The 23,671-nt window shown below is 37.6% G+C and carries 18 protein-coding genes; 9 read left to right on the top strand and 9 right to left on the bottom strand.

The window, feature by feature from the left end:
* The first annotated feature begins 156 nt into the window (after positions 1-156).
* Positions 157-432 carry a hypothetical protein gene (locus A3M5_RS0110125; RefSeq protein WP_018393651.1) on the top strand — a complete coding sequence of 92 codons (276 nt, stop codon included), beginning with the start codon at positions 157-159 and terminating at the stop codon, positions 430-432.
* Between the two features lie 144 nt (positions 433-576).
* Here the strand turns inward: A3M5_RS0110125 and A3M5_RS25390 are convergent, their stop codons facing one another.
* On the bottom strand, positions 577-744 hold the full coding sequence (locus tag A3M5_RS25390) for a hypothetical protein (protein ID WP_018393652.1): 168 nt from the start codon (positions 742-744) through the stop codon (positions 577-579).
* 474 nt (positions 745-1,218) lie between these two features.
* On the opposite strand from A3M5_RS25390, the gene A3M5_RS22820 reads away from it, so the two are divergent.
* Both A3M5_RS22820 and A3M5_RS24735 read left to right on the top strand, forming a co-directional pair.
* Positions 1,219-1,584 (top strand): hypothetical protein, encoded by a 366-nt coding sequence (locus A3M5_RS22820; protein ID WP_018393654.1) that lies wholly within the window; start codon positions 1,219-1,221, stop codon positions 1,582-1,584.
* 837 nt (positions 1,585-2,421) lie between these two features.
* Positions 2,422-5,379 (top strand): PAS domain S-box protein, encoded by a 2,958-nt coding sequence (locus A3M5_RS24735; RefSeq protein ID WP_018393655.1) that lies wholly within the window; start codon positions 2,422-2,424, stop codon positions 5,377-5,379.
* Positions 5,380-5,709: 330 nt separating this feature from the next.
* Here the strand turns inward: A3M5_RS24735 and A3M5_RS0110155 are convergent, their stop codons facing one another.
* From A3M5_RS0110155 to A3M5_RS0110170, 4 genes are all read right to left on the bottom strand, one after another.
* Positions 5,710-6,030, bottom strand: coding sequence for a hypothetical protein (locus A3M5_RS0110155; RefSeq protein WP_018393656.1), 321 nt, complete (start codon positions 6,028-6,030; stop codon positions 5,710-5,712).
* 569 nt (positions 6,031-6,599) lie between these two features.
* A complete protein-coding gene (locus A3M5_RS0110160; RefSeq protein ID WP_018393657.1) occupies positions 6,600-7,826 on the bottom strand; it encodes a PTS sugar transporter subunit IIC in 1,227 nt (408 codons plus the stop codon).
* Positions 7,827-10,127 (bottom strand): glycoside hydrolase family 3 C-terminal domain-containing protein, encoded by a 2,301-nt coding sequence (locus A3M5_RS0110165; RefSeq protein ID WP_018393658.1) that lies wholly within the window; start codon positions 10,125-10,127, stop codon positions 7,827-7,829. It lies immediately after the preceding gene.
* Between the two features lie 231 nt (positions 10,128-10,358).
* Positions 10,359-12,857: a GH39 family glycosyl hydrolase gene (locus A3M5_RS0110170; protein ID WP_018393659.1), complete on the bottom strand. Its 2,499-nt coding sequence runs from the start codon at positions 12,855-12,857 to the stop codon at positions 10,359-10,361.
* 318 nt (positions 12,858-13,175) lie between these two features.
* On the opposite strand from A3M5_RS0110170, the gene A3M5_RS0110175 reads away from it, so the two are divergent.
* Together A3M5_RS0110175 and A3M5_RS0110185 are read left to right on the top strand one after the other, a co-directional pair.
* Positions 13,176-13,712: a ribonuclease H-like YkuK family protein gene (locus A3M5_RS0110175; protein WP_018393660.1), complete on the top strand. Its 537-nt coding sequence runs from the start codon at positions 13,176-13,178 to the stop codon at positions 13,710-13,712.
* Positions 13,713-14,441: 729 nt separating this feature from the next.
* Positions 14,442-15,257: a protein kinase domain-containing protein gene (locus tag A3M5_RS0110185; RefSeq protein WP_018393661.1), complete on the top strand. Its 816-nt coding sequence runs from the start codon at positions 14,442-14,444 to the stop codon at positions 15,255-15,257.
* 550 nt (positions 15,258-15,807) lie between these two features.
* Here A3M5_RS0110185 and A3M5_RS0110195 read toward each other — a convergent pair.
* Entirely contained in the window at positions 15,808-16,026 is a 219-nt protein-coding gene (locus tag A3M5_RS0110195) for a hypothetical protein (RefSeq protein ID WP_018393663.1), read from the bottom strand.
* Positions 16,027-16,519: 493 nt separating this feature from the next.
* On the opposite strand from A3M5_RS0110195, the gene A3M5_RS0110200 reads away from it, so the two are divergent.
* Together A3M5_RS0110200 and A3M5_RS0110205 are read left to right on the top strand one after the other, a co-directional pair.
* Positions 16,520-17,419 (top strand): aldo/keto reductase, encoded by a 900-nt coding sequence (locus tag A3M5_RS0110200; protein ID WP_018393664.1) that lies wholly within the window; start codon positions 16,520-16,522, stop codon positions 17,417-17,419.
* 738 nt (positions 17,420-18,157) lie between these two features.
* Positions 18,158-19,306, top strand: a complete 1,149-nt coding sequence (locus tag A3M5_RS0110205) for a hypothetical protein (RefSeq protein ID WP_018393665.1) — start codon at positions 18,158-18,160, stop codon at positions 19,304-19,306.
* A 166-nt stretch (positions 19,307-19,472) separates the two neighbouring features.
* Here the strand turns inward: A3M5_RS0110205 and A3M5_RS24745 are convergent, their stop codons facing one another.
* Complete coding sequence (locus A3M5_RS24745) at positions 19,473-19,958, bottom strand: DUF262 domain-containing protein (RefSeq protein ID WP_082193894.1); 486 nt, start codon at positions 19,956-19,958, stop codon at positions 19,473-19,475.
* A 52-nt stretch (positions 19,959-20,010) separates the two neighbouring features.
* The gene (locus A3M5_RS0110215; RefSeq protein ID WP_018393668.1) at positions 20,011-20,880 is read right to left on the bottom strand and encodes a phosphorothioated DNA-binding restriction endonuclease; all 870 of its coding nucleotides are present in this window, start codon (positions 20,878-20,880) and stop codon (positions 20,011-20,013) included.
* A gap of 450 nt (positions 20,881-21,330) precedes the next feature.
* Between A3M5_RS0110215 and A3M5_RS0110220 the strand changes: the two genes are divergently transcribed.
* Complete coding sequence (locus tag A3M5_RS0110220) at positions 21,331-21,672, top strand: zinc ribbon domain-containing protein YjdM (protein WP_018393669.1); 342 nt, start codon at positions 21,331-21,333, stop codon at positions 21,670-21,672.
* Positions 21,673-21,769: 97 nt separating this feature from the next.
* Here the strand turns inward: A3M5_RS0110220 and A3M5_RS0110225 are convergent, their stop codons facing one another.
* A complete protein-coding gene (locus tag A3M5_RS0110225) occupies positions 21,770-22,048 on the bottom strand; it encodes a 2TM domain-containing protein (RefSeq protein ID WP_018393670.1) in 279 nt (92 codons plus the stop codon).
* A 307-nt stretch (positions 22,049-22,355) separates the two neighbouring features.
* Here A3M5_RS0110225 and fabF point away from each other — a divergent pair, with 307 nt between their 5' ends.
* Positions 22,356-23,591 (top strand): beta-ketoacyl-ACP synthase II, encoded by a 1,236-nt coding sequence (fabF, locus tag A3M5_RS0110230; RefSeq protein WP_018393671.1) that lies wholly within the window; start codon positions 22,356-22,358, stop codon positions 23,589-23,591.
* Positions 23,592-23,671: the final 80 nt, after the last annotated feature.

A 23,671-nucleotide genomic window follows, 5' to 3' on the forward strand; every position in this document is an offset into this window, starting at 1 on the left:
AAAGCATGTAAAACAAGTTCTGTCATCACGAGACGAAAGATAGAGTGCCCAATAAATTTGTTGGAATGAATGTATAAAACTTATGAATAAAAAAGGGGCTGTTTTTGCATAGTAAGAGCGTACTATTATCAAAAAAATGATATGGAGGATTTTACTATGGTGGACCACACGAAAGTGAGCTGGAAAAATGAAAATGTCATCTCTCAATTGCGTAATTCTGTAGATCATGTAACGACAGCTGTAGAACAAGCTCAATCGCATCCTACTCCGCAATTGATTCAACAAGCACAAAATGTGATGGATCGGGCAGATAATGCGCTCAATAATGCGCTCCAAAACAGTGAGCATCTAGAACCCGTTAACAGACTTCAAGAGCAGTTAAATCAAAATAAGGAGCGATTGCAGCAGGTGCAGCCGCTAGGAGATGAATAAAGAAAAAGGATTCTCTTACATCATTTGTATATATTTAGATAATCGTTTCTTTTCGTTTTTAATTCGTTCTAGGTTAAATTTAGTTACTATAAATAGGAAAAACAGCCAAGACTTTGTTAAAAAAGCACTTGGCTGCTTATTTATTTATGGCCGTTCGGCTAAAAATAGGTTCCTCTTTAAGAAGATCATGAGCAAAGCGACTAGTGCAGGAAAAATGAACAATTTATTTGTTAAAGGCAGCCATACTTTCGATCCGTATTCTTTCACTTTTGTCCCCTGTAACGTCATGACGAGCATCCCTATATAAAACATCGCTAATAGTGCTCCTAATTAATCCACAAGATTAATGATCAAAAACGGAGGTTTAACATGAAAATAAGCCATAACCAATCCTCCTACAATCACGATAATTGGTATGTTAATTATGGATTCGAATGTTTGGATATCAAAAAATTTATTCCGTTGAAGCATAAGCACCCCGACCGTCCATATCGTAAAATCAACTCCTGAGAATAGCCCCTATCATGATCATAAATAAGAGAATAGCAATTGATTGAATAACTTCGTTTAGTTTCCTATTAATACCTGCCTATTCCGATAACTTAACGAAAAATCGATAAAAACGATTATGCAATTTTATTTCTAAAATACTTCCGTAGAAGGAATTTTACACCTTTTCATAAAGGCTTTATTAAGCATTCCTGTTGATATTTCGTCTTTGTTTAAACTTTAAAACAACGGGTATGCTACATAATAATTCAGATTTAGATAAAGGAGGACATAGAAATGGATTTTAAATGGAAAAAGAAATTAATCGTTGGTGGAATGGCTGCTACATTAACACTTGGCGGACTAGCCGGGTGTGCAGATGGAAAAGATCAGGATAATGGAGTGGATGACGGTGAAGTCGATGATCAGTTAGATCCAGAAAACAACCCTGTCGATGAAGACAACGGTGTAAACGATGGCGTTGATCAAGATAATGGAATGGATGATGGCGAAGATGATCAGCTCGATCCAGAAAACAATCCTGCGAATGAAAACAACAATCCAGACGATGGACTCGATCAAAATAATGGGATTGGGGATGGTGAAATCGATGATCAGCTCGATCCAGATGTCAATGCTCCAGAAGGGGATAAGAAACAATAAATAAACCTGTTTGACGTTTCATTGAAAAATTCCCCAAGAAGCTTTTATTTAAAATGCACAACGCTTCCAAATGGTGATTACCACCCCGGAAACGTTGCGCTTTCTTTTTTAAATTCGAAAAGTTTTAAGATGAGAGAAATGGCATTTATCGTTATCCACATAGCTATTCAAAGGCATACATTTTTAACCATTTCACTGCCATTGTTGCCTGCTCCTTTTGAAAAGCGTTACTCGTATATGGACGTAGCATGATATCCCCGTTCAATAAATAATTCATACGCCTTATCTATAACATTCCTTTTTTTCTTATTCATATCATCTGTACTCCTAATGAAAGAATCAAGACATCGGAGCAAATGTAGACTGGAAAAGCGATGGTCATCCTGAGGCTTGGTATTCACTGATGACGCTTGTCCAGTAAAATGGAGACCATTCACTCCCATCATTTTAGGCTTTTGCTTAATCTGTTTACAATAAAATCTGTTTTTTGAAAATTTATAATTTTAAGTATTTACAACAAAAAAAATTTTTTGTATGCTTAACAAACTATAGCTAATATATAAAAGTGGGTGATACTAACGGCAGGTGAAGTCATGCTTATGTATATGCTGGGTATTAGTTTGGTTTTAAAACTCTAGTATGAGTTAATCATTAAGCCCTCTTAAAATAAGATTCTATAGCAATGAAAGAGTTAATAAACATAATGAGTAAGGAAATAAGTGTAAGCAACCTTATTATTCTGATCAGAATGAATAAGGTTGTTTATTTTCGTTACAGGGGTCCCACTAACATTTTGACGTAAAATCCATGATAATACATTTATTTGGAGGAATAGCTATGGTAATGAATAACCTAATAGCTCTGGATAAGTATACTTGTCCGAAAATAGAAAAGCTAAAGCTTGAACATGAATGGGAAAATTTTATTACTGGTAATAACACAACCCCAACAATCCGATCTTTAATGTATGATTCATGGCAACGTTGTTTGGAACATGGAATCAGTCCGCTTCAAAGTAAGACTTCCATCAACCTCAATGAAGAACAAATTAAGGAATATGTGTCAACAGATCCCTTATTTCGCACTTTAAAACCGGTACTCACGAAATTAAAGGATATGTATATGGATTCCGGCCATTTGATAACGTTTTGTAATCCTTCCGGCGATATTGTTTATTTAGACGGAGATTTGTCTTTAATGCTCAAAGCTGAAGATATGAATTTTGTCGCTGGCTCATCTTGGGCAGAAAATAACGCAGGTACGAATGCTATTGGAACAGCAATTGCCACCGGTTCTCCGATTCAAGTGTTTGCTGGAGAACACTTTTGTCAAGAGGTACAAAAGTGGACATGTACGGCTGCTCCTATCCGTGATCCAGCTACCCAAAAAATTTTGGGAGTCATTGATTTAACAGGGCTATGGGCAGTCAATCATCCTCATTTTTTGTCAGTAGTAACTTCAGCGGCACAAGATGGAGCTCGGATGCTGCTTAACCAATTAAAGTTGGAACGCTCTAAGCTATTCGAATATTATCAAAGCCAAAATATTTCTCGGCAGTCAAAGTCCTATTTAGTAGTTTTAGATCGCGGATGGAAAGTGATTAAAGCATCTCCTATTTTATATGAACAAGGTTTGATCGATTCGAACCATTTCTTGGTCAGCACCCCTTCTCTATCGCTATCCTTAACCTCAAGGAAACATTGGGAATATGAACATCCAAAAGGAATTTGGCGCTTTGAACTAACCCCGTATATTTATGGAGGAATGCCTATCGGTGCCGTTGTTCACGTTATTCCTCCAACCATACCAAGTTCTAAGGACATATCCTTTGCTACAAAATATTCCCTCCCTAGTGTGATAGATGGAACGCTCCAATCTTTATCAAGTATAAATAGTAGGGATTTAACTCCCAATCTTAATGACAAGGAACAAGTTATGGTGAAAAAATCGATTAAATGTGCAGAGTTTTATAAATCCCTTTTTGATCATCATCCTGATGGTATCTATTCTTGTGATTTACAGGCAAATTTATTGGATGCGAATCCGGTTTTGGAGAGATTGATTGGATACACGGTTGAAGAACTTCAAAAGATTACACTTCCATCACTATTTCTGCCAGATTATCTAGAAAACGGATTGAAATATTTTGAAAAAACAATGAAAGGAAAGCCACAGGAATATGAGATGGCGTTTAAGCACAAAAATGGATACCGAGTAGATTTAAAAGTAAATAATTTCCCGATTTTTATAGATAATGAGATTGTTGGAGTTTATGGAATTGTAAAAGATATTACCAAAAATAAGAAAATGGAAGAAGATCTGCAATCGACCAAACAACAATTGGGCTTATTCCTTAAAAATACAGTGGATTCTATTATTATTTTCGATTTACAATGTAATGTCATAAAAGTGAATGAAGCTTTTGTAGAAGTATTTGGTTGGACTGAACAAGAAGTAATAGGAAGACAACTATCTATCGTTCCCGATTTTTTGATTGATGAGTGTAACGAAATCCATCAAAAAATATTGAACAGCAGGCATGTTATGTCGTTTGATACGATTAGGCAACGAAAAGATGGAAGTTTCATTGATGTTAGCAGCTTCGTTTCCCCAATTGTAAATGCGAAGGGAAATGTGACAGCTTTTGTATACATCTTAAGGGATATTACGGAACATAAACGAATGGAAGAAGCATTGAAAGAAAGTGAGAAACGATTACGTACTTTAATTAATGCCATGCCTGATGTTGTTCTCTTTAAAGATGGTGAAGGAAGATGGCTTGAAGCGAACGATTATGCTATTTCTTGTTTTCAGTTTGAGAATGTTCCTTATCAAGGTAAAAAAGATAGTGAATTGGCTGCCTATAATGAGTTCTATCGAGATACATTATCTTGTTGTGAGAAATCAGATCAAAAAACGTGGGAAAATGGCTGTGTTACCCGAAGTGAAGAAGTGATTCCACAATCTGATAGCAAATCAATTATTTTCGATGTTATTAAGGTTCCAATTTTTTATCCTGATGGCAGGCGTAAAGCACTTGTGATCATAGGACGTGATATCACAGAACTGAAGCAAACGGAAGAATTATTAAGAAAATCGGAGAAGCTTGCTGTAATCGGCCAATTATCAGCAGGAATTGCCCATGAGATTCGAAATCCATTGACTTCCGTCAAAGGATTTCTGAGTTTATTACAATCTTCTATAAGTGAAAACAATGATTGGTATTTGGATGTGATGGTATCTGAGATCAACCGAATTGAATCAATTACCAATCAATTTATGGCAGTAGCTAAGCCGCAGGCTGTCACTATTCGACTCCAAGATTTAAGATTGTTAATCGAACAGGTTTCAGTTGTTGTTTATCCTGAAGCGATCATGAACAATATACAAATCATCATTGAGGCGGAAGCCGAAATTCCATTAATTCGATGCGAAGTGAATCAATTAAAACAAGTATTTATCAATATCTTTAAAAACGCTATTGAAGCGATGCAAAGTGGAGGAAAAATAGTGGTCCAAGTAATGAAACTCGACCACAACCGCGTTTTAATTCGTTGTATTGATCAAGGATGTGGGATTCAAAAAGAGCGTATTCCATACCTTGGAGAACCTTTTTACAGTCTCAAAGAAAAAGGAACTGGCTTAGGACTAATGATGTGTTATAAAATTATTGAAGAGCATCAAGGAAAGATCACAATTGAAAGTGAAATCAATAAAGGAACAACCGTCGATGTCATTTTACCTATTCCGCCATTATTAGAAGAAGTGAGTTCAGATTTAACAGAAGGCAATTAATAATTCAAATATGATCATCATGAATAATCATTCAACGCATGTGGATTACGTCTTTGTAAAAAAAGGAGCAGGAACCAATTATGTTTCCTGCTTCTTTCATGTGTCCAGCATGAGCGTACGAAAATGCATGTAGGTGTAATGGCCACATTCCCATCAAGCTAACATCAATGAGTACTTAAAGTAGATCCATTTCTACAAGATAATCGTCCATGTGACTAAAGAAAGATATGCCAAATAAGCCTGCAATAGGTCTTTTTTAGGACTATGCTGCTCTCCTGTGACAAAAGGATTATTTTGATTCAAGTCACGCGTTGTTTCATCCTATGCATTTCAATTAGACGTTGTCGGTGTCTCTTGTTCCGTGACCGATTTATGCTTGGCTGCACTTTTTAGTAAGAAGAACGCGGAGACAAGATGCATGCCCACGCCGACAACAGGAATCCACCCGACGATGGATGTGACAATCCCTAAGATAGAAGCTGTTTTGTTGGTTTTTTCTTTCGCACTGTAAAACAAAGCGAACATGTGTAAAAATAACATAATAACAAGCGGACGCCACTCCCATGATACGACAAATGCAAGACTGATGTAAGGAATGCCCAAAAGAGCCTCAAGACCGCCTGTCGTCCATTTTAAACTTCTTGATACCAAACTCCACCACCTCCAATTCCCCTCTTATATTCATATATGAGAGAAAGTAAAGGTTTATACGAAACAAGAAGCAGATGGTTTTCTTGTTAGGTTTCTGTATGTGGATTTGGCTGTTATTCGATTCATTATAAGGAAGATGCATGAATGGTTCTGGGTGTCTTAACAAGGAAGAAACCCATAAAATCATTAAAAAATACATCCATTGTTTTGTCTTGCCTTTCCCAAACAATTGCTTCGATTTCTCCACACGATTTCCGCACAGATGATAATGAATTTTCAGGACGCCATATCGTCCATCGCTGGCTTTGTGAATCGTTCGAATTCTTTCTGTAATCGCTTGATTTTCTCCCTCGTAGACGCTCGGTTTCTTGTGGAAAGAATGATAATTACGTGCTTTTGGGCACCTTTAATACACGGTCCATCAGTTGGACTGGATGATGCGCCTTCTCTGTTTCAATATGCTCGATGATGTCTCGTTCCGTTCCTTTTTCGTGAATATGGTCATAGCCTTTTTTAAAGCTGTATACTGGACAGAGGTAAGTCCATTTCTACTAACTATACATATTTTCTTATTTTCCTTGTTCCTTATTCCATTCTTGTTTGTCGTACACTTTAAAGAATGGGAACCAAATGAGGAACATGATCGCTAAAACAATTGCTAGTAAAATTAATCCAGTTATCCCTGAAATAATGTACGTTGATATACCAAGTGGCGTATACCAGAGCTGGAATAGCATGCTCGGAATTGGAACAAGTCCACTGTTAAGAACAATGTATACAATGATTGGTGATACTAATGCATTTAGCCAAAAAGGAATCATTAAGATTGGATTAAAGGCAACTGCTCCATAAACGATTGGTTCGTTAATATTAAATAAGGACGGAACGAGTGTTGTCTTCCCAATAGATTTTAAGCGAGAGGATTTCGCAAAGAGTAGCAAAATCACCAATGGCAGTGTTGCACCTAAACCTCCGACTCCAAGCCAGCCAGAGAAAAACGTTTCAAATGTGTTAATATTAGCTGGATCTAATCCTTGTTCAACAAGTGAAGCATTTTCATTAATCGCTTGTAGCCAGATTGGCATTAAGATTGGCATTAATACCCATGGACTCATCCCAAATGAATAAAGGAAAACGAGAATGAAATTAATGATCACAAATCCAGCAAAGCTTTGACTAATTAACGTAAGTGGTTGAAGCATTCCTACTATCACATCGAACATATCAATTTGCAGTTGATAAATAAATACCCAACCTACAAGTAAAATAAAGGTAATCGGAACTAATGAATCAATCCATTCTATAATAAATTCCGGAAGCTCACTGCCTTTTTTAAAGAATGAAAAGCGTTTAAAAATACTCATCACTAAGCCGACGAACATACCGACAATTAGTGCATTCATCATGCCAGTTGGTCCAAGTCTTTCTAAAATAAAGCTAATGTTCCCATCATCTGAGATTGTTGGTGATAAGAGCATTAAAAATAGTGATAGTCCAGTTGCACCAGCAATGATCTTGTTTTTATCATAGCCTTTTTTATCCATAATATAGTATGGCGTTAGGAAAGAGATAAACAAGCCAAATAATCCGAAACTGAATGTCGTTATTGGTGATAAATTAGGCAGCCAAGAGATAAAATCATTTAAAATCGAGAATAAGGTTAACAATGAACCAACAAGGATCATTGGTAATATAATCATGATCGCTTCTGAAATGGAGGAAATCCACACATTTTCTGTAAACTTGTTTAATTTGGGCGCAAACTTTTCATTCATCCAATTAATTAACTTATTCACTTACAATCCCCCCTCAGAAGTTTTATTTTCATGATTAACTTGGGCAATCAACTGATCTAATGCAGCACCAGCATCATTGGTATCCATCCATTTTTGACCGAATAGAGAAATCACCGCTGGAATTGGACATTCCTTAAGAAAAGATAAGGTGTATTTATCTTTCACATTCAATTCGTCACTAAGTTGAGCAAAGAATTCCATAATAATTTTCTTGCCATTTTCATCTTGTAACCATTCTTTTGTTAAACTTTTTTGTGTAAATACAGGCTTCTTCACTTCAGTCGATGTTACATGAATTGTAGTCGATAAACGAATGTCCGATACGGAACGTCCAACTAAAAGATCGAATAATCCTGTTTCAACACGCCATCCTTGAGAAGCCATATCATAAAATGCAAAATCACGTTTCGCTAATGTAAAGGTAATCTGCTTTGCTTCACCAGATTGTAAATGAACTTTTTCGAATTTCTTTAGTTCTTTTAATGGACGAATCACACTAGATTCGTAGTCATGAACATAAAGTTGGACCACTTCCATTCCAGCCATTGCTCCACTATTACGAACCGTTACAGACACTTCAACTGTTTCAGTATCGTTTATTGCTTTTTTATTCACTTGAATCGATTCATACGTAAACTCTGTATAAGATAAACCATGTCCAAATGGGAACAGTGGCTTGATATTCTTTTTATCATAATAACGATAGCCTACGAAGACTCCTTCATGATAATGAACCTTGCCATTTTCACCTGGGGAAGTTAAATGCGCCGGATTATGGGCCATATGTTCAGGGAATGTTTCAGACAGCTTACCCGATGGATTGGCTAAACCGAATAAGATATCAGCAATCGCACTTCCACCTGCTTGTCCAGCGAACCAGCCTTCAACTAAGGCAGGTACTTGATCTATCCAGCCAGTCATTGTTAGTGGCGAACCATTCGATAAGACAACTGTCATATTCGGTTGTTCTTGTACAACAGATAAGATAAGATTGATTTGTGACTCTGGCAATTTAGTCACTTCCTTATCAAATCCCTCTGCCTCCTCTAATTCTTCTGGTATTCCGGCAAAGATAATGACTTTGTCTACTTGTTTCGCTAAAGCAATCGCTTCTTTCTGATTCCTTTCGTTTTTACTCGGATCAAAATCATCATATCCACTCACATAATGAATCGTAATATCATCACCAGCAATTTCCTTCATTTTTTCCAATGGAATGTCTAAGCTATACGGCGTAACCATTGCACTTCCACCTTTACCGCCGATCCGAGGATTAATTGCATGTTGGCCAATCACTAACACCGATTTCGTTTTCTCTTTTTTGATCGGTAAGACATCGTTATCATTTTTCAATAACACTGTTCCTTCAACAGCTACTTGCTTTGCGATTAAATGATGTTGGTCGAAGTCATAAGTGTCTTTCGCAAATTTTTTCCCTTCAATCGCTTTCACAACTAATTCAAGGATTCGTTTCACACTAGCTTCAACCACAGCCTCATCGACTTCGCTATTACGAATCTGTTCGACTAATTGTTTTTGTCTAGAAAGAGATGGTCCTGGCATTTCAATATCTAGTGTAGCTTGCAATCCTTTTAAGCGATTCGTCACAGCTCCCCAGTCGGAAATCGTTACACCGTTATAATTCCATTCACTTCGCAAAATTTGGTTCATTAAAAGCGGGTTCTCTTCCGAGCGGTAACCATTGACTTTATTATAAGAAGTCATGACAAGCCAAGGATTCGATTTTTTCACAGCGATTTCAAAAGCAGTTAAATAAATTTCACGTAGTGTTCGTTCATCAACTTCTGAACTAATCGTCATCCGTTCAAATTCAGAATTATTCGCTGCATAGTGTTTAAGAGACGTACCAATTCCGTTTTCTTGTAAACCATTAATATAAGCACTAGCTATTTCACCTGCTAAAATCGGATCTTCGGAAAGATACTCGAAGTTTCTGCCTCCTAATGGAGTTCGTTTGATATTCACCCCAGGTGCCAAGAGTACATGAACACCGTAATGGTGACATTCATTTGCTAATGTTTCTCCTACTTGGTAGGCTAAATCGACATTCCAAGTTGAAGAAAGCGCTCCTAATATAGGAAAAGCTGTCGCTGCATTATTCCCCTCGAATATTCCAGTAGTATGAATGTCGATTGGTTTACGAACACCATGAGGTCCATCTACCATAATCACATCTGGAATGTCGCGAATACCAGCAATCTCCCACATCCCTTTTCCGAATAGTAGGGATACCTTTTCTTCTAATGTTAGCGTTGAGTAGATTTCATCTATTTCCATCATCTCTTCATCTCCTGATGTAGAATCTATTTATCGTATTTCTTCTAAGCTATTTGTGTTAATTGAACTTACAATCACATTTTAATGTAAATTGTTAACGTTTACATTGTAAATTTTGTTGAGTTTTACGGCATTTTTTGTTGTCTTTATAAATCGAATCATACATTCACATTAGGGAAAATCAAAAGACAACAAAAAACACCCCTGCTAATTAGCAAGAATGCCTTTTTTTCATTAGATGATTTTGTTAAGGGTAATTAATTGAACACCAAAAGACGGGATTTCCATTGTCACTTGGAAGGAGGAATCAATAACAAGCTGTTCCGTTCGAATCGTTGGCCCACTTCTTTTTTTCAAATAATTAATTTCCTCTACGGAAGGAGATTCAGGGGCACCCATTGCTAACCACTCATCGAAGACAGAGCCATGCTTGCGGTCCAACTGATAGTGCGTATATTTATAAACTCCGGATAAGTTATGGATCGTCAATTCAAGACTTACTTGTTCTTTTAATTCAAACACACTGTACCGATTTTTTTCCGTAATACCAGACCAGTCACCTTCCATAAACAGTTGATCCACATGACTATAGTTAAAGGCTAGTATTTGGATGTCCTCATTTTGTTTCGTGATGATATATCGTTCACCTTTCACAAGAATATGAGACCCTAATCTTTTCAGCATATAATAGGCGTAATAGGATGGCTTCTTTAGTCCTTGCATATTCATCAAGCCAAACCCACCATGAAAAATCGAGGCACCTGCAAGAAATTCTTCAAAGATGTCGGTAAATGTCCAAAATCCTAATGACTGAATCTTGCCGATTGAATCAAGGACATGCTTGAGAATAAACGGACCCATGAACATCGTATCGTGAATAAGATTCCGCGAAAAAAGAGAAAAATTCCACTCTGTAACATGCAGACTTAAATCGTTTCGATCAACACGAGACAATGTTTCTTGCACACTGTTAATAATTTCTTGATAAAAAGTCGCTTGCTTGATTTCGGTTAAACTAGTGGATGTCATCTTCTCTGTATCAATGTATTCTGAATACATATGAAACGAAACAAAATCAATCGGTACTTCGTTTTGTTCGCAAAAATTAAGAAAATCTGTCAGCCACGTTTTTTGCAAGGCTGTGCCATAATTGAGAGCAGGACCTCCTACATTCAATTCAGACGAAACGGACTTAATCGCATTCGCTGTCGCTTGATAAAAGTCGAAATACTCCTCACGGGTCCCAGCCCAGCAGATTCCTTCTAAATCCGGCTCATTCCATACTTCAAAATACCAATTCTTCACTTCCTCAATTCCATAACGCTGAATACAATGACGAATAAAATTCTCAACTAAATCGATCCATTTTTTCATGTCATGGGGCGGAGCAATATTGCCTTTCCACCAAAATATCGTCTCATCCGAACGTTTTAAACTAGACGGCATAAACCCTAATTCAACAAAAGGATGTGTCTTCATCTTAATCAAGAAATCGTATAATTTATCTACGTAATTCCAATTATAAATACTTTTTCCATCAGGAGATTCATGATAAACCATCATTTCATCATTAAAGATTCCATGGAAACGAATGTACTGAAAATCTAATTCTTCTTTCAACATAAGAAATTGTTCTTGCCAATCGGCACGAAGACCTTCTGATGCTCTTCCCGCAGTCGTTAATACTTGCCAATATGGCACATACGGTTGTCCAGACTGGTCTACATCAACTTCCACAAAAAGTTGGTCGAGCGTAGTAAGTTGATTCGCTACATGAGTCTCTTCACTAGGCAAATATTCAAATAAATTTTCTAAGGTGTTTACTTTAGAAACATCTGAATAAATGCCATTAGGCGTTTCCTCGATAATTAATGGGATTGACGGCGGAAGAAGAGATTGATGCTCCATATGCTGCTGACGATACTTGGTTGGCGTCATCCCAAACTTATCTTTAAAGCTCTTGTTAAACGCTTTATTATTCGCAAAGCCGCAATCATAGGAAATATCCAAGACACTTTTATCTGTTTTTAACAACTGGCTCGCTGCTTTATCTAACCTGATTAAAGTTAAATATTTCTTAAAAGGCACGCCAATCTTATCCTTAAAAAAATGCGAAAAATAGTAAAAACTAAGATGCTCTCGTTCAGCCATTTCATTTAATGACAGCTTTCGCATATAATTTTCATCAATGTATTGAATAATCTGGCTTAATCGTTCCATATCATGATTATTGGATAGAATCATTTTCTCATCTTTCAATTCATGAGGAAAAGAGCGAAATAAATAGCCAATTAATAAATAAAGAATCCCCACTAGATTTGATCGATATCCTTTTACACGTTTATTAAGTTCCCAGGCCAATTGTGCAAGATAACGCCGAATAATATCATATGCTTCTTGTTGCTCTGTATCTTGTGAATTACAGTGGAATATTACTTTTTCTAATTCAGGAATATAATGATTCGTCAGCTCTAGATCAATTTGTAACGTTAACAACACATTTTCCGAATCGGTTTTATCAATTTTATGCACGTTCATACTATTGATCACAATAAAATCTCGTTCATTCAGTACATATCGCTTACTTTCTACAGTTAACTCAATAGATCCTTGTACAACAAAAATAAGCTCGATTTCTTTATGCCAATGAAATGGAATATAATTCACACTATTGATAAACATTTTAAAAGGTAAATTTTCTTGAAGTTCAATAAACTCATATTTATGTCCCATATTTAACACCACCCGCCTAGTGCTTTTCTTTATATAATGTACATGATAGGATTGGTGGGAACAAGCAAGGAAACACATCACAAAGCGTGCATTCGTTGAATAGCTAAAGAATTCAAGTGTATTTTGGGTAATAGCCATTCTTCAAATAAAATGTCAGTTTCGAAAACTTGTCCCTATCTTTGGATGGCTATAGTCTCCCTTTCCCCTGCACGACAGCAAAACATTTGCCATATGATGTATGGAGAGTGCATATATATTTTACTATATTTCCGTCATGTTGATTTTATCAATAAGTAAGGAAAGCTGTGGTGCTACAATATGAAGTATTTTCCAGTTTATAATCATTCATTTCAAAATCTCCAGGAAAATAATATGTCATTTGAAGATGTTTTCAATCATATTGTCAGGTTCATGACAATAAATCCAAGGGGCAAGTATCGATTAATGATAGGTACAGATTCCCAAGTTCATACCGCACATACCATTTTTATTACAGGGATTGTGATACAGCAGGAAGGACATGGTGTATGGGCATGTATAAGTAAAGTGATCATCCCTAGAAGAATGACACAATTGCACGAACGGATTTCCCAAGAATTATCTTTAACGGAGGAAATTGTTTCTATGTTTACGGAAGGTAGAAAAAATCAGTTAATCAATATCGTTCTTCCTGCTGTATACGAAGGGGCAACATTCACGATGGAAGGCCATATTGATATTGGAGCCGGTAAACGAAACAAAACAAGTGAATTTGTAAAAGAAATGGTCGCTAGAATGGAATCCATGGGCGTTGAACCTAAAATTAAACCAAATGCTTTCGTTGCTTCAAACTATGCCAATCGTTATACAAAATAAGAAAGGCCATGTCCTTAGTTTAATACTTCTTCCCAAGATAAAACATCGTTACAGATCCCCTCCGCCAGAACTTTTTCTGTTTTTATTTTCTATATTCATTATTTTTTTATATTGTTATGTATTCTTTTATCTGTAACATTCTTATATAAGAAAGAATAAACCTATATAGGATAAGGGATGGAAGGCGTTACAGATCTTTTTTGGATCTGTAAAACAGTCTTAAACCGCGGCCTATAACGGATCATGGGTGTTACAGATCTTCTTCCTGTTCATCTGTAACGAGCCTATCCATCCGTAACTGTTTTCCTTTTTTCATACGGCGTCCACACTCGGTATGGCCGGTCGGGCACCGTTGATCGCGGATAACCGGACATGAACGGCGTAAGCCCCCTATAGCTATGTATACCGGAAATTTAGTGAACTAAATTCAAATCTAAATTGTATAAAATTCAGACGGCAATTTCCCATTCTGATGCAGCTGCATCATTTATTGTTGAATTCTAGCGTGAAAGTGCGGCGTTCCAGCTTCTTCTTTTTTCGATTTCCCAGCTGTTTTAGGTCAAGTGTACGTGACCTACATTTTTCTGTCCGGATAAATATAGACGATCTAGAGTAGCTGTAGTACATAAAATTCTTCCCAAGTTGTATACTTAAGGCACTCAAGAGTTTGATCATGAAAGAATTTTAAGCTATATGTCATCTCCTAATTTAAAAGAAGAGGTGGGAACAATGTCCATTTTACGTTCCATTCGAAAAATATATCAGTTTTTTATTGATATACCGATGAAAGAAGGAACGGTTTTGAACGATCAATACGAGGTTTTGAGTGTGATAGGAACGGGAAGCTATGGGATGGTTTATCTTTGCAAAGACTTGAAAACAAAGGAGAATAGAGTGATCAAACAGCTTCGGCCAAGTAAGCGCCGTAACCAAAAAGAGGTAGAGCTATTTGAAAATGAAATTTCGATTTTGCGTACGCTAAACCACAAAAAGATGCCCATGTTATATGAACATTTTTCAACTAACGGCTCTTTTTTTTATGTCATGAGTTTCATGGAAGGGGACAACCTAGAAGACCAGATTTTTTTAAATAAGAAAACGTTTAACGAGAAAGAATCTCTTCTCTTTCTTGCTCACCTGCTCGAATTAGTCGATGATCTTCACGAAAAAGGCATTTACCATCAAGACTTGCGTATACCGAACATTTTACTCAAAAACAAGAAGCCTTTTTTAATCGACTTCGGTTTGTCCAAGCAAAGCGTCTCCATGGATCCAGCATCCCGTTCTTTACATAATAAACAACATATTCTAGAGATGAAACAACAGGACTACTATGATTTAGGCGAAATTCTTTTATATTTGCTTTACACGACCTACTCTTCCAAAAACAAAAAAGCCCTTCCCTGGACAGAAGAACTTTCTTTAGAAAAGGAAACCGTTCACTTACTGAAAAGGTTATTAGGAATCACAGAACCATATTCAAATACGAGAGACATGTCAGCCGATCTTCATGCTGCAATTAAAGCGAACGAAAACGTCCATTAACCGCCTAAATTAGCTGCTGCTTCGACCCTTTCGTTTATAACGGTTACTCCCACTCATCGGAGATCGTTTATTTCGTTGGCTGCTGCTACTGCTTCCACGATAATGACGATTTCTTCGGTCACTGCTGCTGCCTCCGCGATAACGGCCATGTCTCCGCTCGCTGCTGCCTTGGGAGAGCTGCTTGATTTGTTTCATTATTTTTTTAAACATTTTTGACCTCTTTTCCTGTTTTTTAAGGCTTGTTGTTGGTTTTATCTAGTCTAACACAGATGATGGACAAAACTTCATGATGAGTACGAAGCTCAGCTAAGTCTATCCCGTTTTTATTTCACAGTGGTTATCCTATTCTATTCTTACACTCCAATAGTACCCTTCTTTACAAGGACATAACATTCTATTACAGAAGAGTTTATTTTTTAACTTTTGATTAATCCCAAGCTTCATTGAGAGATCTTCATAAAATAAAGCCTCTTCATAATTTTGTTCTTTTGCATACAAAAAGGATAAAGGTTAAAATGTTGATTTTATAATAAGATAAGGATTATCAATATTACTGCTCTTTACATGCTTTTTCAAAATATCGGTCAACATATCCAGTTCTTCGCTTCTTAAACACAAAAACGGCATAAACGATGGCGTTGATCAAGATAATAAAATCGATGGAAGGCTCTTGTTCATTTTGGACCCTCTTTATCGCCGTTACCCATGTCTCTTGCCGGTACCTTTCCCCTTTTCCTTTTCTAAATGAATTTATTTTTTCTATCATCATCGTTTCCGACAGCTTGTTTTATACGACTGCTAAACTCGTTGTGGCCGGAGTAATGAACAAAAAAATTGCACCCGTCGCCTGACGGATGCCGTATATGTGAAGAGCCATCGATCGCTGGCCCGTACTGTATAGCGTATACATGAAAACGTCTTTTGAAACGGCGTAAGCCCTTATAGCTGTATATACAGGAAATGCACGAAACGAAAGACAGCATGCTTTTCAGCCTATTGATGCATCAATCAATCTATTTTCACCGCCCTCTCAATTATAATAGCCTCCCTTTTCTTCCTTTACCTTTATCTTAAACAGCATTCCTTATCTTTCCGTATTAAAAAATTTGTTTTCTTCTGTGCATAAGACAATAAGATGTTTAATTGATAATGCATTTTACTTCCACGATAAAAGGATGAAAGGTAAAATGTACATGGTTAAATGAAAGAAAACATAATGGATCATCTTTTCCCAACTATTAAAAAGAAAGGGGAGATCTTCAATGAGTTTACTTACTGAAAAAAGAATGGCGGAAATAAAGAATCACCTAAAAAAGCGGACAGTAACTTTGCCTGATGACACTTTCCTTCCTAGTTTAGGTCAAGGGACTTGGCAGATAGGAGAAAATCCCAAATTGAGAGATAAGGAAATTAAAGCCTTACGCTTAGGATTGGAATTAGGGATGACGCTAATTGACACAGCTGAAATGTACGGAAATGGTGATTCTGAAGAATTAGTTGGAGAAGCAATCAAAGGACTTAGGGAAGATGTGTTTTTAGTCTCTAAAGTTTATCCTCATCATGCCAGTTTAGATATGATTTCAACAGCTTGTGAAAACAGTTTGAAACGGTTAGGGACAGACCATTTAGACTTATATCTTTTACACTGGAGAGGGCGTGTTCCCTTAGCAGAAACGATTGAAGGAATGGAAAAACTGAAGAAAGAAGGGAAAATTTTAAGGTGGGGAGTATCTAACTTTGATACAGATGATATGAATGAGTTATGGAATACTCCAAACGGGCGAAATTGTATGATAAACCAAGTACTGTATCATCTAGGTTCAAGAGGAATTGATTTTGATTTATTACCATGGCACCGAGAACAGGATATGCCCATTATGGCTTACAGCCCTCTTGCTCAAGGAGGTTCTCTAAGAAGCCAATTGATAAGCGACCCAATTGTCAAAGAGATGGCTGCAAAATACAATGTCAAACCTTTGCAAATCGCACTGGCATGGGTACTACGTACGAATGATGTCATGGCTATTCCAAAATCTGTACAAGAACAGCATGTCATTCAGAATGCTGAAACTGCTACAATCCAATTTACAGAAGAAGACTTAAATCGTCTTGACGACGTTTTTCCAAAACCCCGTAAAAAAATGCCTTTGGATATTATTTAATAGTTAAGCTAGATCATGAAAACAGAGCTATTGCCGAGCTCTGTTTTTTTATCACGTTTCTATTAAGTATTAGTGTTGTTCTTTTTTAGGCGTCTTAAAAACAACTAATGCGTGCCTTTGAAGATGCACCTTAATTTTAATTTATCATTAAGGTAATTCCTAATCAGTATATTCGTCCCCTTTCCTTATAACTATATATACAGGAAAGACAGTGAACGAATATCACATGCTTTCCCATCTAAATTGTATTAGATTAATTTAAATTCCTACTATCTTTCTCCATTTCTTTGAATCCAAAATTAAACCAAATGCTTTCGTTGTGTCAAGCTATCCCTATCCGTATACAAAATAAGAAAAGCCACATCCTCGGTTTAAAGAACGTAATTCCTGATTTAGTAGCGGAAATCGAAAAGTACCAAGCAGAAAATTATATTTCCAGCTTTGCTGGGGCTGTATACGAATTGATTCGCAAAGGTTTACAAGTATCGGACAATCGAGACCGCTAAAGCGATCCCTTGTCCGAAGGCGATTCATCCCCCACCTACTCATTGGGCTAACGCCCTTCACATTCCTTGAGATAGGGGTGTTCCCGCCTATTTTTTGATAAATTTATACCAGGTAATAGACAAGTGCCGTTGCGACCAAAATTGCAGCACATAAGATGAAACAAATAAGGTAGATATGCTGCAAAACAATACATATGAACAAAAATACAACCATACAAGGAGTGTTTCATTCGTGAGGAACAAAAAAGGGTTAGTTAATGATTGGTTCGTTCTGCAATCTCTATTTAACCATAACGTTCCTTTCGAACTCATCAATATACTGGACAATTTGATTAAAGAGAATAAAATGGATACTGCAAAAATAACCGACGTTGAGACTATGAAAAAAGTAAAGAAATTATATAAGCAATTTATTAGCCGTTTTAGCAGAATCCCTAAAGTTTTCCCGATAATTATCTCAGCAACAGAAGCATTGAACACGGATCTTGTTGTTTCAAATTTCAATGTGAAAAGCATGAAATATGCTTTGACGATAAAAGAGCTGGATCCTCAATACCAGGTCTTCATCAGCCTGGCTTTTGGCAATCAAATTTACGATGTAGAAGCTACATTAAGAAAACACGGGAAAGATCTTTATAATTTTGTCGGAGGCCTGCCAGCGATTCCGTTTCAAGATGAAGCTTTAAAGCAATGGATTGTTCGTCATGCAGGGGCGACGGATAACCTGGCTATTCATTCGGTAGCCCGGTTGTGGAACCATCCTAAATTCCCAAGAGGCAAGTCATTAGCTGAAATGAAAGCTTATATTCTCAATCACAGAGCCGTCACCGAATGGGAACTAGCTAAACGAAAATACCCGGAAATATTCATTCAGCCATTTAAATGCAGAATTCAAGACACTCCCTATAAAAATGAAAATGAACAAGTCCGAATTCTAGACGCTAATGATGAACTGCAAATAATGCTGGGTGTATTGACCGCTTGCTGCCAGCGGCTGGACGGTACGGGGGAAGCTTGCATGATTGAAGGACTTATCAATCCTGACAGCGGATTTCTAGTATTTGAAAGAGGGTCCAAAGTTTTGGCACAATCATGGATCTGGCTTACTGAAGACCTGACATGTCTTGTGATGGATAACATCGAACTAGCGGATTGTCGAAAACCGGAAGATATCCTTTATCTTTTACTCCATTGGGCGAACCAATCATCTTATCAAAACATTCAAATGGGTACTGGCTTTAACCGTGTGAAAATCGGATTGCCTGTGCAGGCAAAAGAAATGCAATGGTATCGGCAAATGTGGAAATTTAAATATACTGATGCTCATCAGCGAGTATGGATTAAAAAGAATGGGGAGATGTGTATCACGTTAGAAGAGTGAAGTGCGGAATAAACATTCACATTAAAAAATGATACTTGAACTTTAAATTTACGGCTTCATACACCAATGATTAATAATATCTTCTGGGTACTGGCTGACTTTGCGGATAAATGCACGCACGGCGAGCGTAATCTTTCAAAAAAGATATTGTTGATAACAGATTCTTTCAGGTTGAAATGCGGACTGTAGGACGACAGAAAGACCAGTTCCAGATGTTGCTTGCTAATTCTTTTTCAAAAAGTGCTTCCATCCCTTCCATTCTTTCCTCTACAAACAGATTGAAGTCCTTGTTTCCATACTTTCCCGAGAAAATCAACTCACTTACGTTTACTGTTCTTCCCGTTCTATCTTTTTGTATATTGTGAAGATAAATTAATAATAAAGTGAGAGATGTAAGCCGTTGCTGGCCGTCGATAATTGATTTCTTTCCTTCTTTGTTGCTGATGACGACTGATCCTAAGAAATAATTATCGTAATTTTCAACTTCTCTCGGTTCATGGTTGGCGTCGTAATTATCGCTAAACTTTGTTTCAAGATCTTCCAGTAGCTCTTTAATATTTTTCGTTTCCCATTTGTATTCTCGTTGATAATAGTCAATGCCATATTTGGCGTTGTGAAGTGTTTCCTGAATGCTTTTCGCTCTTGCATCAATTTACTCACCTAGTGCTGGCTCCTCTCATAAAACCTTTTACTTTATCCTTCATTTAATTAAGCGTATATCTCGCAGGCCCCCGAAATACCTCTCTTACATGCCAATCCAGATAGCGTTTATTTGGTTCATAAATCGTTTGAATCGGTCCTCTTACGGCTTTTCCATGAAATTGCATAAGCCATTCATTCAATCCGTGCGTTCCATGCGCATCCTCTGACACGATGAACAGCCCCGAATCAGATAGCGTAAAGACCCCTCTGTCAAAAAGCTTATGATGAAGCGAACAGAGTGCAATGCCGTTTTCTTCATGATCTGGCCCGCCAGCCTGGTGCCATTTTATGTGCGCTGCTTCAACCGCCACTAGCGTATGACCGAGTCGGACGTTAAATCCGCAGACGGCACAGCTATAGCCATAGGCGCGAAGAATTTTTTCTCTGAATTTTGGATCGCGTGATTTCGTTTTTGTCAAACTGAAATCAAGTCCCGCAGCTTGTAATATATCCTCGTGAATGCTTTCAGGAAAATGTGTATTCAAGACGATGTTAGCCACTTCCTGAATAAGGTGATCCTTTTTTAAAAGAAGATCAAATACTTCCTCCGTAAAACCGCCGGACACGTTATTTGCCATCAGCTTTTTATTCGTGAAATTTTGGTCAACTGGCATATCGAGTTCCCAAATTCCATCATTTTTCAGACGGACAAATGGCTGTTCAGGATGATAGGATTTGCGAATTGGTCCAAATGCGATCAGCAATTCTTCCAATTTTTCTCTCACGTCAACATATGGAATATATTTCACTTGATCTTGCTGCAATCTGCCCAGTGCATACAGGATTAATAATGGTTTGTGAGGAGCCCGTTGATCTCTTTTTTTCCAAATGGACATATTATTGATTTTTTGTAAGAGTACTTTTTCATCCAATCATACTCCTCCTCATTTCATCTATATCCTACTATTTTACCAGAACTGTAGGATTTTTTGTCGGTTTATTCCCCCTTTTCTGAAACAGGCCATATTTGAATCGCCTGCTTTGTTTCAGAAGTTCGCTTCGTCCTTTTGTCGAACTCCCTTTAAACAAAGAAAAAAGGAGCCAATACTGGCCCCTACACTCTCTTGAAGGATCTTGATTCAATCGATTCATTTATCTTTCATTTTTCCGTGGGTTAAGCCCAATTCCCCAACCGTCAAGTTGTACGGTAACAATAAAGCGGAAGGGTTGTCAATATGAGGTGTCTATGGCAGTATATAAGCATATAAGGCACTCCCTATATGTTTTTTGTCTATTTCAATTTCGTCATTGTTCTTCTTTTGAAATTGAAAATAATTCTTACATAATTAGAATGAACGATAACGAATGGAGGAAATAAAATTATGTCTAATTTGCCAAATTGCCCTAAATGTAATTCAGAATACACGTACGAGGATGGAAGTCTTTTTGTTTGCCCAGAATGTGCTCATGAGTGGACTTTAGAATCAGAAACTGAAAATAGTGATGATAAAAAGATTGTCAAAGATGCGAATGGAAATGTCTTAAACGATGGTGACTCTATCACAGTCATTAAAGACCTTAAAGTAAAAGGAAGTTCATCCGTCGTAAAAATAGGAACAAAAGTAAAAAGTATACGTTTAGTTGATGGAGATCATGATATTGATTGCAAAATTGATGGTTTTGGAGCAATGAAATTAAAATCTGAATTTGTTAAAAAGGTGTGAATATGGAATGACACAAAAAAGGGGCTCAACGCTGAGCCCCTTTTTTAAATATGTTGGACAGGAATTGGATCTTTCAAATGTAGCGATAGATCTTTATTCAGTCGATTCGTTCATCTTTTTCCATATACTTTTTTATCTTTCGTTCTTCCCACTCTACCCCAAATTTACCATACGCGAAGGTCGATATACCGTGTGCGAGAAGCCCAATCCCCCAACCGCCAAGTGGATATAAGAACCACCAATCTCCCGCGTTAGAAGACAGATTAATTCCAAAAAGAAACGTATTTACTAAAACATAAACAGTGAGATGGATGTAAAATGCCTTTAGATTTTCTACCCTTTTTTTCGCTCTCAAGTATTTTTCATCTTTTTCCATTCTTATCCCCTCCTTCTACTTCCTCCCTTTATATATGTATGATGATGGACTCCCATCATGCTTTTTAGATTAGAGCGTTCACTTTCCCACACGCGGTCGTTTATTCCCCATTTTTCATATGGCAGACCAGGTTTGAATCGCACGCTTGTCTTGTGTTGTCATTTTGTCCTTTTAACAGCACAGTTTCATTGACAGTGACGGGCTAGAAAGTTAGTATTCAAGCATGTCAAAGCATCTTTTAGTGAGCTGCGCTTTTTTAAATTATATGAACGTTATGGTAAAATTGAAGGAAAAAGGAGTTTTGTAAATGGAACGCAGAGTGGTTGTCACAGGTATGGGGGTCATTTCCGCTTTAGGACATGATGTGGATACGTTTTGGAAAAACATTCAGAATGGAAAGTCGGGCATTCGCCAGCTGGAGTCCGAAGAGTACAGCGAAATGGCGACGCGCATTGGCGGATATATGACGGATTTTCCTGTTGAACAATACATTGATAAGAAGGATGCTGGCAGATACGATTTGTTTACCCAATATGCGTATGCTGCGGCTAAACAAGCGCTTGATCAAGCGAATCTTGATTTAGAAACGATCAATAAGGAACGGGTCGGCGTGTACATTGGCTCGGGGATTGGCGGCATCGATACGATTTTAGAAAACCATACGCGCTTACGTGATAGCGGTCCGAGACGGGTTTCTCCTTTTATGATTCCTATGATGATCAGCAATATGGCGGGCGGGATCATTGCCATTAAGTACGGGTTTAGAGGGCCGAGCTTCTCTCCTGTTTCTGCGTGTGCGACGGGAAATCAGGCGATTGGCGAAGCATTTTTGAATATTAAGCACGGCTATTCAGATGCGATTTTAGCTGGTGGTGCGGAGGCGCCGATTAATCCGCTCGCATTTGCTGGTTTTTCGCGGATGAGAGCGATGTCAACGCAAAATGACACGCCACAGCAGGCGAGTCGTCCGTTCGATCAAAATAGAGATGGATTCGTCATGTCTGAAGGGTCTGGCATTTTATTTTTGGAAGAGTATGAGCATGCGAAACAAAGAGGCGCGACCATTTTAGGCGAGATTGTGGGGTATGGATCGACGACAGATGCTCACCACATTACGTCTCCTGATTTTACAGGTGCCGCTCGTGCAATGGAGTTAGCGCTTGAAATGGGACAGATTGACCCTTCTGCCATCGGTTATATTAATGCGCACGGAACGAGCACACCTGAAGGTGACAAATCCGAAACGAATGCGATTAAACATACTTTTGGTGCGCACGCTTATGAGTTGAAAGTGAGTTCAACTAAATCGATGACTGGCCATCTGTTTGGCGCAGCTGGCGGCATTGAAGCGGTCATTACACTGAAAAGTTTAATGGATGGCATCCTCCCCCCGACGATCAATTTGGACAATCCAGATGCGGAATGCGATCTTGATTATGTTCCAAATCATGCGGTTCGGGCACCGATCACGTATGCTCTTTCAAACGGGTTTGGTTTTGGCGGCCATAATGCTGTTTTAGCATTTAAAAAGAATCAAGAATAATTTGTTCTTTTTCTTTTGATTGGGGTATAGAGAAAGACAGATGACATTTGAAGCGGGCGCTTTGTTTCGAATGAGACTGA

The organism is Bacillus sp. 37MA, from assembly GCF_000372765.1.
Classification (GTDB): domain Bacteria; phylum Bacillota; class Bacilli; order Bacillales; family Domibacillaceae; genus Domibacillus; species Domibacillus aminovorans.